The organism is Halobacillus sp. 12SKB, from assembly GCF_052941655.1.
Map to the genome: position 1 here is coordinate 3,562,790 of NZ_JBRFWR010000001.1, position 14,370 is coordinate 3,577,159.

13 protein-coding genes, 1 pseudogene and 1 riboswitch are annotated in these 14,370 nt (G+C 47.8%); of the genes and pseudogenes, 2 read left to right on the forward strand and 12 right to left on the reverse strand.

Going from position 1 to position 14,370, the window contains the following annotated elements; all coding sequences use genetic code 11:
* Positions 1–52: 52 nt before the first annotated feature.
* The 8 genes from ACQ4XT_RS17755 to ACQ4XT_RS17790 all read right to left on the reverse strand — a co-directional run bounded on the left by ACQ4XT_RS17755 (position 53) and on the right by ACQ4XT_RS17790 (position 7,858).
* Positions 53–643, reverse strand: coding sequence for a DUF2087 domain-containing protein (locus ACQ4XT_RS17755; protein WP_446854821.1), 591 nt, complete (start codon positions 641–643; stop codon positions 53–55).
* A 141-nt stretch (positions 644–784) separates the two neighbouring features.
* Positions 785–1,489: a LutC/YkgG family protein gene (locus ACQ4XT_RS17760; RefSeq protein ID WP_446854822.1), complete on the reverse strand. Its 705-nt coding sequence runs from the start codon at positions 1,487–1,489 to the stop codon at positions 785–787.
* Positions 1,486–2,913 (reverse strand): LutB/LldF family L-lactate oxidation iron-sulfur protein, encoded by a 1,428-nt coding sequence (locus tag ACQ4XT_RS17765; RefSeq protein ID WP_446854823.1) that lies wholly within the window; start codon positions 2,911–2,913, stop codon positions 1,486–1,488. Before ACQ4XT_RS17765 ends, ACQ4XT_RS17760 begins: the two co-directional genes overlap by 4 nt.
* Before the next feature lie 15 nt (positions 2,914–2,928).
* Positions 2,929–3,645, reverse strand: coding sequence for a (Fe-S)-binding protein (locus ACQ4XT_RS17770; RefSeq protein ID WP_446854824.1), 717 nt, complete (start codon positions 3,643–3,645; stop codon positions 2,929–2,931).
* A 78-nt stretch (positions 3,646–3,723) separates the two neighbouring features.
* Positions 3,724–4,428 (reverse strand): FadR/GntR family transcriptional regulator, encoded by a 705-nt coding sequence (locus ACQ4XT_RS17775; protein ID WP_446854825.1) that lies wholly within the window; start codon positions 4,426–4,428, stop codon positions 3,724–3,726.
* 79 nt (positions 4,429–4,507) lie between these two features.
* Positions 4,508–6,091 carry an L-lactate permease gene (locus tag ACQ4XT_RS17780; protein ID WP_446854826.1) on the reverse strand — a complete coding sequence of 528 codons (1,584 nt, stop codon included), beginning with the start codon at positions 6,089–6,091 and terminating at the stop codon, positions 4,508–4,510.
* 186 nt (positions 6,092–6,277) lie between these two features.
* Complete coding sequence (locus tag ACQ4XT_RS17785; RefSeq protein ID WP_446854827.1) at positions 6,278–6,910, reverse strand: flavodoxin family protein; 633 nt, start codon at positions 6,908–6,910, stop codon at positions 6,278–6,280.
* A gap of 87 nt (positions 6,911–6,997) precedes the next feature.
* Positions 6,998–7,858 carry a DUF1028 domain-containing protein gene (locus ACQ4XT_RS17790; RefSeq protein ID WP_446854828.1) on the reverse strand — a complete coding sequence of 287 codons (861 nt, stop codon included), beginning with the start codon at positions 7,856–7,858 and terminating at the stop codon, positions 6,998–7,000.
* A gap of 281 nt (positions 7,859–8,139) precedes the next feature.
* On the opposite strand from ACQ4XT_RS17790, the pseudogene ACQ4XT_RS17795 reads away from it, so the two are divergent.
* A pseudogene (locus ACQ4XT_RS17795) lies at positions 8,140–8,443 on the forward strand (YflT domain-containing protein).
* 39 nt (positions 8,444–8,482) lie between these two features.
* On the opposite strand, the gene ACQ4XT_RS17800 reads toward ACQ4XT_RS17795, so the two are convergent.
* From ACQ4XT_RS17800 to ACQ4XT_RS17815, 4 genes are all read right to left on the reverse strand, one after another.
* Positions 8,483–9,931, reverse strand: coding sequence for a phospholipase D family protein (locus ACQ4XT_RS17800; RefSeq protein WP_446854829.1), 1,449 nt, complete (start codon positions 9,929–9,931; stop codon positions 8,483–8,485).
* A 667-nt stretch (positions 9,932–10,598) separates the two neighbouring features.
* The gene (thiT, locus tag ACQ4XT_RS17805) at positions 10,599–11,165 is read right to left on the reverse strand and encodes an energy-coupled thiamine transporter ThiT (protein WP_446854830.1); all 567 of its coding nucleotides are present in this window, start codon (positions 11,163–11,165) and stop codon (positions 10,599–10,601) included.
* Positions 11,166–11,253: 88 nt separating this feature from the next.
* Positions 11,254–11,353: riboswitch (TPP riboswitch) on the reverse strand.
* Between the two features lie 81 nt (positions 11,354–11,434).
* Positions 11,435–12,175, reverse strand: a complete 741-nt coding sequence (locus ACQ4XT_RS17810) for an alpha/beta hydrolase (RefSeq protein ID WP_446854831.1) — start codon at positions 12,173–12,175, stop codon at positions 11,435–11,437.
* Positions 12,129–13,034, reverse strand: a complete 906-nt coding sequence (locus ACQ4XT_RS17815) for an SDR family oxidoreductase (protein ID WP_446855738.1) — start codon at positions 13,032–13,034, stop codon at positions 12,129–12,131. The genes ACQ4XT_RS17810 and ACQ4XT_RS17815 overlap by 47 nt, the downstream gene beginning before the upstream one ends.
* 204 nt (positions 13,035–13,238) lie before the next feature.
* Between ACQ4XT_RS17815 and yfkAB the strand changes: the two genes are divergently transcribed.
* Positions 13,239–14,363: a radical SAM/CxCxxxxC motif protein YfkAB gene (yfkAB, locus tag ACQ4XT_RS17820; RefSeq protein ID WP_446854832.1), complete on the forward strand. Its 1,125-nt coding sequence runs from the start codon at positions 13,239–13,241 to the stop codon at positions 14,361–14,363.
* Positions 14,364–14,370 lie beyond the last annotated feature (7 nt).

The window sequence follows — 14,370 nt, forward strand, 5'->3', positions numbered from 1 at the left end:
CAACCAGTTAGATACACATCTAATTAGTTTCTCAAAAAAAGAAGCCATGTCGTCACCTTTGGACGACGACCGGCCACATTTCTACAGGGTTCAATTCGTATTGATTGTTTTCCCTGTACATGAACTGCTGCATGATCCATTCTCGTCTGACGGTCGCAAAATCATCGAAGAACGTTTTGATATATTCATTGACCTCTTTCTCATCATAGGTTTTTCCGTGCTCAAACCATTGGACAAAATAAGAAAGAATGACGTTCTTCTTCTTCAGCTGGCTTGGCATTTGTTTCAGTTTCCCTTCCACCGTGACAAAGTTTTTAACAATTTTCGCCTGATCTTTGGCATCCACTTTCAATTCTTCGGCTACCACTCGTTCATCATCTCCAATCCTTAAGATTGCGGTCGTCATGAACTCTAAATTCTGTTCATTCAAATAAAAATAAATCGTATTTTTATCCCTTCTCGAGTAGACCGCTCCTGTATCTTTCAACTTCTTCAAATGATGGGTAATCGTCGGCGGCCGCAGTCCTAACTTTCCGGCAATCGCCTGCCCGTGCAACGGCCCCTTCCGGAGAAGTACGATGATCCGCAGGCGTGTCGGATCTCCCACCGCTTTATGAAACGCGACCATTTTTTCTAATTGCATCTTTCCACCTCACTAATTAAATGTGTATCTAATTAAACAATAGTCTAATTAGTTAGGAGTGTCAACGACGATTTCTGATTATTGAGAAGAACTCCTTGCCCCCATAAAAAAAGCACCCCATTTCTGAGATGCTTTTGCAGCTTATAAATCGTCGACCACTATATAGGTCGCTTTCACAGGCCCATGAACACCGACGATCAAGTTCATTTCAATATCCGCGCTGTTGCTCGGCCCTGTAATAAAGCTGACGCATGACGAAACAGGATTCCCTTTCTGCTCCTGTTCATGAATGACACGCGCCGCCTGCGTCATCCTCGGTACGAGCGTACTTTTCGGGATGATGGCGATGAACGTTTCCGGAAGAAGGCTGATGGATCTGCCGTTATGTGTATCGTTAAAAAGGGTCACCGTTCCGGATTCTGCTAGTGTGATATCACTGAAGACGATCCCGACCCCTGCCTGTTCGGCGAATGTGACGTCCCCGTTTTGGTCATTCCAGATACGGAGGTCGAAGCCTTCTTTCCCCAGCGCTTCATAAATCCCCCGCATGCCGAATTCATCTAATCGGGGACCTCCTGCGCTGATGACTTTTCTGGAACCCTCAAAGGTAGCGAGCACTTTTTGTAAGGAGTCACCTAAATCGGCAAGCTTAGTCCGTTCAAAGGAAGTATGGATGACACGGCATTGGGCTTCCAGTTTTTCGATCAGTTCGTCCTGGGTGGCTCCTTGGAAAACGCGGTTCTGCGGCTTTACGGAATAAGAAGGAGGCTTCACTTCTGTGCGCCGCTCCCTTCCGAGGTTTTCAGCGACACGATCCAGAAACGATGTCCGGTTATGAATCGTCATGCCTCTTCCCTCCTTTTTTCTCGTTGTTTGTACCATTCCCGGAAATTCTTTTTGGCAGGAGCAGGAAAGTCTCTACTCTCTGTCCACCCTTTCAACAGACCCGGTCCCTTTTCGATCTGTTCGTCTTTCGTCCATGGCTTCATCGCCGTCCTCGCCATTTTCGTACTTAATTTGTAAGCAGCAGGCGTGGAGGCCCATTTGGCGAATCCTTTCATCATCCATTCTTCTGACTTCGCCCCCATCTGTTCCCGCTCGACGATGATCTCACGGTGGCGGATCAAATGTTCATGGAGTGGAATTTTCACAGGACACGCCTCTGTGCAGGCGGCGCACAACGTGGACGCATAAGGCAGGTCTTTATGGTCTTCGTACCCGTCAAGGAGCGGCGTCAGGACGGCACCGATCGGACCTGGATAAATCGATCCGTAAGAGTGGCCGCCCACATGACGGTACACTGGACAGGCGTTGATACAGGCTGCACAGCGAATGCAATGCAGTGCCGACTGGAATTCCGTCCCCAGAATCTTCGAGCGGCCGTTATCAACAATGACGAGGTGGAAATCCTCCGGCCCGTCTGTTTCGTCTTCTAAACGCGTACCTGTGAGTGCCGTAATGTAACTCGTCAGTTTTTGACCAACGGCTGCTCTCGTGAGTAAGCTGACGACGACTTCAAGCTCCTCCCACGTTGGGACGACACGTTCCATGCCCATGACGGCAATGTGGGTATCAGGTAGGGAAGTGACCATGCGCGCATTTCCTTCATTCGTCACAAGCGTAACCGCACCGGATTCTGCGACAGCGAAATTGCATCCTGTCACACCAAGGTCCGCTTCCAGAAAATCTTTCCGGAGCTGTTCGCGGGCAAAGGCTGCCAGTTCCTCAGGCTGATCGGTTTTCGTGTACCCTTTCTTGTTCGCGAACGTTTCGCGGATCTGCTCTTTATTCTTGTGAAGGGCCGGGGTGACGATATGGGACGGTGGATCTTCATCGAGCTGTAAGATCCATTCCCCCAGGTCTGATTCCACCACTTCGCAGCCGCTTTGTTGCAATGCTTCATTCAAGCCGATTTCTTCTGTGACCATCGACTTTGATTTCACGACTTTGCGTGCCTGCTTCTTCTTTGCGACTTCCTGGACGTAAGCGTTCGCTTCCACAGCGGTTTCTGCAAAAAACACCGTTCCGCCCCGTTTTTCCACCTGCTCGCTGAGCTGGTGCAAATAGTAGTCGAGGTTTTCCATCGTATGATGACGGATTTCTTCACCAAGCGTCCGCCAGTCTTCCCAATCGCCGAGTTCTTCCGCTGCTTTCAGACGTCCACTTCGGAAGCGTCCCTGGGCGGAAGATACAGCCTGTCTCATGAAGCTATTTTCAATCCCTGCCTGGATCCGCTCGGCATACGGCTTATCCCCAATTCTTATTCCCATGTGACCTCTCCTTTCTTATTGGCTGTTCAACACTTGCGCGATGTGCAGCACTTTCACGTCCTGTTTGTTGCGTCGCATGCATCCGCCCATGTTCATCAGGCAGCCCATATCGCCCCCGATGAGATATTCAGCCCCGGTCTCATCGATATGCTGGGCTTTTTCTTCCACCATCTGCCCGGACACGGCGGCATTTTTAACCGCAAACGTTCCCCCGAACCCACAGCAGTCTTCCTTCATCGGAAGTTCGATCAAATTCAATCCTTCCACGTGTTCCAGTAAAATTCTCGGCGCATCCTTCACACCTAAGAGCCGTGTCATATGACAGGACGGATGATACGTCGCGGTCCCTTGGAACGTCGACTTCACATCGTTTATTTGTAAAACTTCCACTAAAAACTGTGTCAGTTCATATGTTTTGTCTGCGACAGCCTGTGCCCGTGCACTCCATTCCGGATCATCTCTCAACACATGAGGGTACTCCTTGATCATTTGCACACATGAACCCGATGGACCGACCACGTATTGGGAAGGTTCAAAGGCTGTAATCATCTGCTTCATCGCTTTCATCGACTCTTGCTTGTACCCGCTGTTGAAGGCGGGCTGCCCGCAACAGGTCTGGTGCTGAGGAAAATCCACCTCACACCCGAAACGTTCGAGCAGTTGGACGGTGTCTTTCCCGACGTCTGGTGTGAACGTGTCGCACAGACAGGTGATAAATAATGATACTTTCACGGTTATGTCCTCCCTTTTACACATAAGGTCATCAGATGACTTAACTTTTAAGAAAGGATACTGACAACAGAATCCTTATCATGATAAATATTCAGCTAGATGTTCTTCCACACTCTGCAAGTGATGGACCATGGCCTCCTGGGCCAGTGCTTCATCCTGAGCTTTGACAGCATCGAAGATTTGTTTATGCTGTTTCAACAAGCGGCTTGTTCCTTCCGGCGTATGCAAAAGTTTGCGGGTTTCCCGCATGGCCTGAACCATGATTTCAGAAACGCTGTTCATCAGATTGATCAAAATCTGATTCTGCGTCGCCTGGACAAGGGCAATATGAAATTCGAGGTCCGCCTTTTCGCCGAGCTCCCCGTTCCCTTTCGCTTTTTCCATATCCGCCAGGGCCTGCTCCATCGCTCGGAGATCATCCTCCTGCCGCGTCCGGGCGGCTGTCCCAGCTGCGCCGACCTCCAGGATATGTCTTACTTCCATCAAATCTTTCATATCCTCTTTTTTCATCAAAAAGGCGACGGATACGGGTAAAGAAAACCGGGAAGGATCGAAGGCCTTCACATACGTCCCTTCTCCCTGGCGCATTTCAAGAATACCCATGGCTCTCAGTGCGCTTAGAGCCTCACGGATCGCCGACCTTCCGACACTGAAACTGCCGGCCAGGCTCTCCACACTGTCCAGTTTGTCTCCTGGCTTCAATTCCCCTTTTTTCAAAGAATCCAAAAGAGAATCGGCGACTTGTTCATATATTTTTTTCGTACGAATCGGTTTATAATTCATGCTGTTTCCTCCAAAGTTTCGCTTGCCTCTTCCTTTTATTCTAATCGAAAACCATACCCTTTAAAAGAGAAAGCGATTTTTAAGTGAAGAAGAGATAAACGAGAGCAGCCGTTCCGACAAGCAATCCATACAACAAAGCAGGACCGATCGTTTTTCTTATGATATCTCCTTCTTTGCCTGCAAGTCCTACGACCGCACCAGCGGCTACAACATTGTGCACACAAATCATATTGCCTGCCGCTGAACCAAGCACCTGCAAGGACAACACCGTATCTTTAGCCAGAGCTGTTTCCTCGGCGATACTATACTGAACGGGTGAAAACGTCAGGGTGGATACCGTAGCGCTTCCCGTAATGAACGCTCCCAGCTGTCCAAGGAAAGGCGCCACCATGACCCACATGGAACCAAATCCTGCAGCAAGGGTCTGGGCGATGTACTGGGGCATGCTCACAAGGTCCTGTGCGTTCATCCCTGAGTTCGTAAACACCTGGACAAGAGCGAGTGTCGCAACTAAAGCTAAAGCCGCATCCTTCATGGAAAGAACCGATTCTTTCGCCGCCTTTGTAAAGCGGTCAAAGGATTTCCTTTGCACAACGACCGCCATCACAGCAGCAAAGACGAGTACAGATCCCGGAGAATAAAGCACCTGCCAGGAGGATGTGATGCCTTCCACACCTAAAATATCCGCCCAGGAAAGATCAACCCAGGTCAAAGTGAATGTTTTGACCGCTGGAACAATTCTTGTCACAAGCAGGAGCAGGACAATGATTACATAAGGTGACCAGGCCGCCCACAAGCTCATAAAGACAGGCTTGTCGGCTCCTTTTTCCTCTTGAAGGGCGTCCTGCCAAGGTTCAGCTGGAAGCAGAAAACCTTTCTTTGCCGTCAAGGTGGCCACGAGCAGGCCTGTCAAGGAAGCTAAAATGGCAACGAACTCATGACCGAACAAATTGGCATAAAGATAAGCGGACAACGTATAAGTGAAACCGATCAGAAGTGTCCACGGAATCAATTGCGTTATATCCTTGAGCTTACGCTGTCTGCCAAAAAAGACGGTTAGGATGACCACAAGAATTAGTGGAATGAAACTTCCTGCAAACAAATCAAAAAAAGCGACATGAACTCCAATTTCTTTGTAAAAAGAAAGATCCGCTCCTGGAATATTACTCAACCCGACCTGAATCGGTGTTCCAACAGCTCCATAAGAGACCGCTGAACTATCCGCTATAAGCGCAATGGCTGCGGCTGCCAGCGGGGAAAATCCTAAAGCCACCATCAACGGGCCTGTCACAGCCGCCGGTGTCCCAAACCCTGCAGCCCCTTCGATCAAGGCGCCGAACAAGAAAGCCACAATGACGATCTGGACTCTCATGTCTTTGGAAATGCTCCGGAATCCTTGATTGATCCGGTCCACAGCTCCGGTGTTTCTCAGCGTGTTCAAAAGGACAATCGCACCGAATAAGATGAACAGGATGGTCAATGTCTTATGTGCCCCCTCAAGGATAGAGGCCGCGATCACCCTCTCCCCCACACCCCAGACGAAGTATGCAAGGCTGATCACAATCAACGCGCTATACAACATCCCTTTTTTTGCCGGCATCCGTAAAAGGACCAAAAAGATAAAAGGAGCGAGTATCGCACTTAATGCCACGAATAAAATCATATAAATCCTCCCCCACCACTCGTAATGTCAACGCTTTCAATACATGTATAAAAGTAAGGTCATCAGATGACCTGCTTTAATTATATTTTATACCTAAGGTGGAGGTTTTGCAATCGCTTTTATAGATTTCATAAAGAAAAGACCAGGCCTTTTAAATTCCTGGTCTTTCCGCTTTTTGAAGAAGGTTTACTCCACCCGGTTTCCTTCTGCCGGGATCGGATGTTCTCTTAACATGCGTGCAAAATGGAGCGTGTTATAAGCGAGTATTTCAACATGCTTTTTTGTGAATTCGTTGTTTGGACCATCATCCTCTAAATAGGAAGGGCCGGGTCCAGCTTCCCCCACCCAGTACGCATCCACATTCGGCGGCACAACAAAGCCGATGTGTGACATTCCGTAAAGCACAGAAGCTGCCGCATGCTTCGCACCATCTTCATTTCCAGTAATGATGACACCACCAACCTTGTTGTAAAAGATCGACTGTCCTTTTTCATTCGTTTCCCCGCTGCTGCCGTACAAGCGTTCCATCGCTACGGTAGCAAGGCTGCTTTTCTCACCAAGCCACAACGGTGTTCCGAACAGGACGATGTCGGCTTTTTTCACTTTATCAAAGATTTGAGGCCACATATCCCCGCCCCCTAAATCACCACTGATGCCATAAGGAATATGATAATCCGCCAGGCGGACGATTTCAGTTTCGACACCTTCTTTTTCAAGAATCTCCAGAACCTCACGACTCAGGCCTTCTGTATGGGAAGGTTCCTCTGCCTTCGTCTTTTTCAAGGATGCATTCAGAACGATCGCTTTCAAATGTGTCATGTCATCCACCTCCTATCCTGCTCCTTTCCCCTTCATAAAAACGTTCAATCAAAAATCCGCACATCTGGGATGTACGGATTTTCTCCATCATTGATTCTTCATATATTCAAGAACTTTCAAATCGATTTTCCCACGCGCCTGCTCACGGGATTCAAAGTTTTCCGTGTGCAGGTAAGTCGTGAACGTTTCATAAAATTCATCAGGTGTGACATCTTCTGAAGTGAGATAACCGAGACGACGGAGATGATGCTCGACCTCTTTCTTCACTTCTCCGTCCACTTCCACGATCTCGTCCGGATTCGATGCCCCGAAGTAAAGTTGATGGAGCTGATAGATACGATCAAGCTCCTCGATCGGTTCCGGATGATCATCGACACGAAGATCGACGGCGACGTCACTGAGCTCCCCATATCCTGCTTTATCTTTGACGACGAGGATGGCTGCCGATTGCTTTCCGCGACTGTCTCCTCCTGCACGCTGAGCCGCTTTAATCGCCGTCATCAAACGATCGGCAAGTGGTCCTTCGGCCTGTTCAAAAGCTTCCCCCATATCGGTGACAGTCTCCTCATTCACAAGGATGTTCCCTTGAGCCGCATAGTGTTTGCCGACTTTGCCACCGGCCCACTCGTAACACTCTTTCCCCGTAAATGTAGCCCCGTTCCCCTTCGCGTCAACGATTCCGACTTGGCGGTCTTCCTTTTGAAGATCGTTGGAAGTCAACCGCTCGATCACTTCTTCAGCTGAAAAACCTTGTTCAAGCAGCTTCAGCCCATCCGGGCCGTACTGCGGGTTGCCAAAAGCCTGCGTAGCGACAGCTCCTACACCTGCTTTCGCCCATGGGACAATCGATCCCACACCTAAAAACTTCGACTGCACAGCAACGCCCCACTCCCCCGTTTCAGGATCGTGGGCACAAATAGAAAAGGTAGCGATGATCTTTGCATTCATTTTATTCCCTCCAATCTTGTATGTAATTCGAGAGGATTGGACAAATTCCTGCAATTTTCCGGTTTGTGATTGGACACTAAGAACCCAATTGATATATCAAATTTTTAATTGATATTTCTACATTTTAATTGATATCTCTTTGGGTTTGGTTGATAACCCCCTGCCCATCCAGAAGTTTTATCCACTACAAACCGGGTACATTCCATACCGTAGCAGCTATAAAAAAGGAGCGATCCAATAGGAAGCCAACCTTAAGAGAATACACAAATGATGAAAAACTGATGGAAGATGTGAAGCGTTTAAAAGATGAAGGCATCGACAACAAAGACATCTACATCCTGTCCCACGATGAACGACCGCACCGATCGCATTGCTAAAAACGTCAATGCCAATACGATCGGCCTATCAGAACAGGACATCAAAAACGTAATCAGCAACCTCTTCAGCAAACAGGGCGATGAACTACGGACGAAACTGCAGGAAATCGGTTTTTCTGAACAGGAAGCAGAAGAATATGAAGAAGACTTGGATGAAGGGAAAGTTCTCCTGATCGTAACAAACCCGTCCAAAGCAGAAACCTTATGATAAAAAGAAGGAGCGCACGGCATGTGCGCTCCCTTTTTATTAGTATGTGGTAAACCATGTCCACTTCTGCAAGTAGTACGTGGCATAACGGATGAATGTTAAATTGTCCTGGTACTCTTTATAATCCGCCGTATAATGTCCCTCTTCGTTGTTCCATATACGAGTAAAGTAATCATTGACATCCTGGAACACTTGCTCTTCGCCATTCCCTTTGATGACAACATCGGCTTCCAAGTTTAAGTTGGAAAGGTTACGGCGCGTATAGTTCGCCGACCCGGCGATGATGACATCTTCCTCCGGATGGTCGATATAGAGCATCTTCGTATGGTACTGCTCGATGTTAACATCATACCACCGCAAATGAATATTTTCGTTACCTAAATTCTGTAACTCGGAAGCCACAGGTAAGTTGGGAATGCCGGTTTTTTCATGACCAAACGCTTTTTTGTTTGGATCCATCACAATGTTCACCGTCGCTCCACGGTTGGCTGCTTCATCAATGGAATTCATGATTTTTTTATCGGCTAAATAATACATACCAAGCCAGACGGTGTCCCCCTCACCAGCTTTGGAGAATTCTTCAAGAATCGATTGGTAGATCTTTCCTTCCGTGACGAACTTTGTAGTAATCGGCCCTTCCTGTTCCTCCCAATCACGATTTTCATAATCAGGAAAATCAGCCCCACCTGAATAGTTAACCACCGCTTCTTCAGCTTCTAAAATATCTTTGATGATCGGCCCCGTCATCTTAAATGCGACGTTTTCATGATAACCACTGGCATCGTGAGGGTTGGCTGTGGAGACAATCGCAGATTTCTCTGTGACGAGAATTTTCCTATGGTTCGCTTTGATGTTAAGCAATTTCATATAGGACCTGAGCGTTACATCTGGTGCTTCCTTGGCCATAGGGTTACTGATCCATCCGTTGTCCCCGGTCCCCATCCATGAAAATAAAAGCCGCCAAACACTCGAATATAAAGGGTTCGAATCTCTCAACTTATTCAAATTGGTCAAAACGACATCCACCCCGCCATCCTCAAGGCGTTTGATCGTCTCCGATTCATACGATCCATAAACCGTATTGATCCGATCCGTAATGAAAACGACCTTCAGATCAGGAACTTCCTCTTTCCTTTTTAATATGGCGTCCACTAAATTTTCGGATATCTTCGGAAACTCATTTTTTCCGTTCGTGTAGCCATTGAATAAAAACATATCCGCTACAATAAAGTCCTCCGCTTCTGAGATCGTCTGGTTGATCTCTTCAAAAACCTGAAGGTCATGTACTGTCTTTCCTGCTTCATCTTCGTATGTTAAATCACGGAAAAACTCGATATTTTCCATCTGGTGCGTTTCTCCCTCATAAGAAATCCCTTCAGGCAGAGCTTTCCATGAAGTATGATAAGCAATCGTGACACTTAAAATAGCAATAATAATGACGATGATCCAAAACCACTTGCTTTTTCCAATCCGTTTTAAACGGTTCATTATGTAGCCTCCTCAACTAGAGTGCTTATTTTATTTTCACTATAATGCCCCGTTTCAAACCTTGATCTCAGAAAAAAATAAATAAAACGCCATTTATTGAGATGTTTCGAAGTTCGTTTGCTGTGCTGAGAGCCAGGGGTGGCAGGGAAGCAACTCGCTTTCCTGCGGGGATGACGGCAAGCCTCCTCGGACTTCGTCCTGTGGGGTCTTGCCAGTCCATCCATTCCCGCGGGAGTCTCGCAGCTTCCCAACCACCCCATTCGATGGATGAGTGAAACGAACCTCTTTACCATGTATGATTGTCTCTCGCAATTCCTTATCTATAGTAAAGGGCACTCTATAGAAGGATTTTATATCCAGAATAACGGCTTTGAAAATTCATACTTCTCCTTCCTTGATAGAAAAGCTTCTTATTCCAGAAGTGGTTTCGAGAATCTTCCATGGAAAGGGGCGGAGGGGAAGGGCGAGACTCCTGCGGGGAAAAAGTGCAGGGTGAGACCCCGCAGGACGCAGTCCGAGGAGGCTCACCGCGCTCCCGCGGAAAGCGAGCTATTCCCCGCAGCCCCATCCACTCAACAAAAATCTCGAAACTGAGTCTTAAAGAACAATAACAAAAGAAAGAAAAAATCCCCCTCTCGATGATCCGACATGGAGAGGGGGATTTTTGTTAATGGCTTAATAGTTTTGGTCGTTTTACAAATAGGAGACTAACGACGATACTGCTTAGGATGAACGCGGGCAGCATGTATCCGCCATTATAGACGAGGGAATACAACCAGACCGGCTGGCCTTCCGGGGCGAACTCGCCGTAAAAAACGATGCCTGCGAAAAAGTGTCCGAAAAAGCGCAGCACACTTCCAATCAGGCAGCCGGCGATGATCCATCCGACCAATCGACGGGACTCTTTCGATTTGATCGCCTTCCATAGCGGTTTCGCCACTAAACCTGCCCCTCCAATCACAGCAAAGGCAACAACATAGTCCAGAAATGCCTGGAGAGGGGTCATAATATAGGCGCCTGTCATGATTTGGTAGATTCCCAGCAGCAAACCGGTGGTGACGCCCCCTTTTAAGCCCCAGCGAAAGGCCATGATAAACACAGGGACCATCGCAAAGGATACCGATCCTCCCTGCGCCCACAGTTTAAAAGATAAAAACGGGATGATATCCAACAACAATGCGAGTGCTGAAAAAATCGCAACTTCTACGAGAAATAAAACGCGACGATTTCTCATTTCAACATTCCTCCTAAAAAAAGACACAAAAAAAGCAACGCCAAATAGGGAAGCTTCCTGATGGAGGAGTCCCAATTCTGCATTGCACCATCAAAAAAGCCGCCATCCCTACGCCAGTGCTAACTGACAGGTTCGAAGGGTCAGAACGAAATGTTCACTCTCAGCCGGAGGCTCCCCTTGAAGGCTTTATACCGTTTACTTTTCTTGATTTGTCTCTATTATAATAAACTTTTTACTAGATTACAAAACCTTTTCTATTTCCCGGGCAATCACTTTGTGTTCGTGTACATTTGGAAAAATTCCAGCGTACGCTCGATGATCATATCCTTGTCATGATCAAGGGTAGCCACATGGTAACTGTTTTCCAGATGGATAATCTCCTTGTGTTCAGAAAACACCGATTCGAAAATGACTTCTGAATTGTGAGGTGGAACGACGTGATCCTCATCCGATACGAAAATCATGATCGGACAGTGGATTTCGTCAAGCCTGTCCTTCACTTTACCCATCAACGTGACGAGCTCGCCGATCGATTTCACTGGTGTGCGGTCATACGCAAGTTCAACGGTTTCCGGATCCTTGATATCCGAGCCGATGGCATCAATGAAGCGTTCGTCCATTCCCTGACTATTTTCAAGTGCGGGTATATCGATAGCCGCATTGATCGGAATGACGCCTTCAATATCCCGATGCTCACTCGCCATATATAATGCAAGGGTTCCCCCCATCGATAACCCGACGACAAAAATTTTCGAACACCTTTCTTTCAACCAGTTGTATGCTTCTTCTACGGACTGCACCCAGTCCTGATGAGAGGACGATTCCATGTCCTCCGGGGTCGTTCCGTGCCCTATCAATCGCGGACAGCTGACGGTGTAACCTGACCTTGCATACGCTTCGACTAACGGCTTCATGCTCTGTGTTGTTCCAGTAAACCCATGAGAGACAAGAATGCCGACTTCATTACCCTCGAAGCGCATCTCCTCCGCTCCATGCATCACTTTTTCCATTCAACCCCACTCCTTTGGCTTTCTCTTTTCCAAGAATTTTTTGTAACACCGTCTTTTCCAGCCACTTCCACGGCAGCAAACGTTTGAACCACACATTCGCCCGAACTCCGGGACCTATGGGATAGCGGAGTTTCACAAGCGTTTCTTTTTCCATCAGTCCGGTCATCAGATCAGACACGTCCTCGGGGTTGCCGTGGGATTCACTGTTCAAAGCATTCCACAACCCTTTTATGTAATCGGCGTAAGGAGATTCAGGGTCCTGGACTTCTTCCGGCATTTCAAGCCCTGTCGACCAAATATTGGTCTGATAAGATCCTGGCTCGATCAGCGCGACATCGATCCCGAACGGTTTCACTTCGAAACGGAGACTTTCCGATAATCCCTCCAATGCGTGTTTGGATGAAACATAGGCAGATAAGCCAGGAAAACCGATCAGTCCGCTCACACTGCTGACATTTAAAATCTTCCCACTTCCCTGTGCACGCATCAGTGGCAGAACCGCTTTCGTAACGGCGATCACACCAAAGACATTCGTATCAAACTGCTTCCGGTAGGTTTCAAGCGGCACCTGTTCAAGAAATCCACCCACCGCATAGCCCGCGTTATTCACGAGGACATCCAGCCTTTCCAGCGTGTTCACTTTTTCTGAAAAACGCGCGATGGACTGTTCGTCCGTCACATCCAACGGCCACACTTCGATCCGGCTACGTACTTCTTCATCAAGTGTTTCGTAGGCGGCGGCCTTTTCTACATTTCTCATCGTGGCGATGACACGAAAGCCTTTTTCGGCACATTTCACAGCTGTATGAAAACCGAATCCACTGGATGCTCCTGTAATGAGTACGGTTTGTTTCATAATCTGACTCCCCCTTGTGCTAATCGTTACCCCATATCATTCGCTGTCACACCCTTATTCTCCTCTTTCTCGGAAACCTAAACAGCTCCGCATCGTCATATCACGACATAATTCCGATACATAATGTATGGTTTTAGGCATATTAATGATAGAATGGTAAAGGTTATCGACCGAATAAATATTAATAGAAAGGAAGTTTCATATTTTATGAGTACGAACATGAAGCTTCAGGCGCTTACCCCCACTTATGATCCGTGGGAAGCGTATATGGACGTGGAAGAACACGGAAAAATGACGTTATCGAACATAGAATTTACGACGACGACGCTCTGCAACATGCGTTGTGAGCACTGTGCGGTCGGATATACGTTAGGTGCGAAGGATCCAGAGGCTCTGCCGATGGACCTGCTGAGGAAGCGGCTCGACGAAATCCCCCATCTCAGGACGCTCAGCATCACGGGCGGGGAACCGATGATGTCTAAGAAATCAGTAGAAAATTATGTCGTGCCTCTTCTGAAATACGCTCACGAGCGCGGGGTGCGGACACAAATCAACTCGAACTTGACGCTTCCTTATGAGCGATACATCCCGATCATTCCTTATTTGGACGTTTTACATATTTCCCACAACTGGGGAACGATCGAAGAATTCATCCATACCGGATTTGCCCGAATGGAACGGAAGCCTTCCGAAGAAAACCGTAAAAAGTTCTTTGACCGGATGGTGGAAAATTCGCAGCGGCTTTCTGAAGAAGGGGTGATGGTTTCAGCGGAAACGATGCTCAACCGTCGGACTTTCCCTTACCTGGAATCCATCCATGATCATGTCAAAGAAATGAAATGTGCGCGCCACGAAATTCACCCGATGTATCCCGTCGATTTTGCCAGCAGCTTAGAGACGTTGAGCCTGGAACAAATGCGGGAAGGCATCAATCGTCTTCTTGATCACCGGGATGACGACATGTGGATGTTGTTTGGAACACTGCCGTACTATCCATGCAGTACTTCACAGGACGATCTCGATATGCTGAAGCGCCTGTACAGCGAAAAAAATGTGACTGTAAGAAACGACCCGGACGGACGCTCCCGCCTGAACGTGAACATCTTCTCGGGCGATATTATCGTGACAGACTTCGGCGACGAGCCTGGCCTTGGAAACATTCAGGACACGAAACTTGGCGATGCCTATGAAAACTGGCTGTCTACAAAAACGGCGCAGAGCCTCAACTGTCACTGCCCTGCTGTGAAGTGCCTCGGTCCGAATGTGCTTGTGAAGAACACGTACTATGAAGGAGTCGATTTCCAAAAACGGAAAACGAACATTACGTTGTAACGTAGAA

Excerpts from the sequence above, each read along its gene's own strand:
- ACQ4XT_RS17755 (WP_446854821.1), bottom strand. The coding sequence starts at position 643 with ATGCAATTAGAAAAAATGGTCGCGTTTCATAAAGCGGTGGGAGATCCG.
- ACQ4XT_RS17760 (WP_446854822.1), bottom strand. The coding sequence starts at position 1,489 with ATGACGATTCATAACCGGACATCGTTTCTGGATCGTGTCGCTGAAAAC.
- ACQ4XT_RS17765 (WP_446854823.1), bottom strand. The coding sequence starts at position 2,913 with ATGGGAATAAGAATTGGGGATAAGCCGTATGCCGAGCGGATCCAGGCA.
- ACQ4XT_RS17775 (WP_446854825.1), bottom strand. The coding sequence starts at position 4,428 with ATGAATTATAAACCGATTCGTACGAAAAAAATATATGAACAAGTCGCC.
- ACQ4XT_RS17780 (WP_446854826.1), bottom strand. The coding sequence starts at position 6,091 with ATGATTTTATTCGTGGCATTAAGTGCGATACTCGCTCCTTTTATCTTT.
- ACQ4XT_RS17785 (WP_446854827.1), bottom strand. The coding sequence starts at position 6,910 with ATGACACATTTGAAAGCGATCGTTCTGAATGCATCCTTGAAAAAGACG.
- ACQ4XT_RS17790 (WP_446854828.1), bottom strand. The coding sequence starts at position 7,858 with ATGAATGCAAAGATCATCGCTACCTTTTCTATTTGTGCCCACGATCCT.
- ACQ4XT_RS17800 (WP_446854829.1), bottom strand. The coding sequence starts at position 9,931 with ATGAACCGTTTAAAACGGATTGGAAAAAGCAAGTGGTTTTGGATCATC.
- thiT (WP_446854830.1), bottom strand. The coding sequence starts at position 11,165 with ATGAGAAATCGTCGCGTTTTATTTCTCGTAGAAGTTGCGATTTTTTCA.
- ACQ4XT_RS17810 (WP_446854831.1), bottom strand. The coding sequence starts at position 12,175 with ATGGAAAAAGTGATGCATGGAGCGGAGGAGATGCGCTTCGAGGGTAAT.
- yfkAB (WP_446854832.1), top strand. The coding sequence starts at position 13,239 with ATGAGTACGAACATGAAGCTTCAGGCGCTTACCCCCACTTATGATCCG.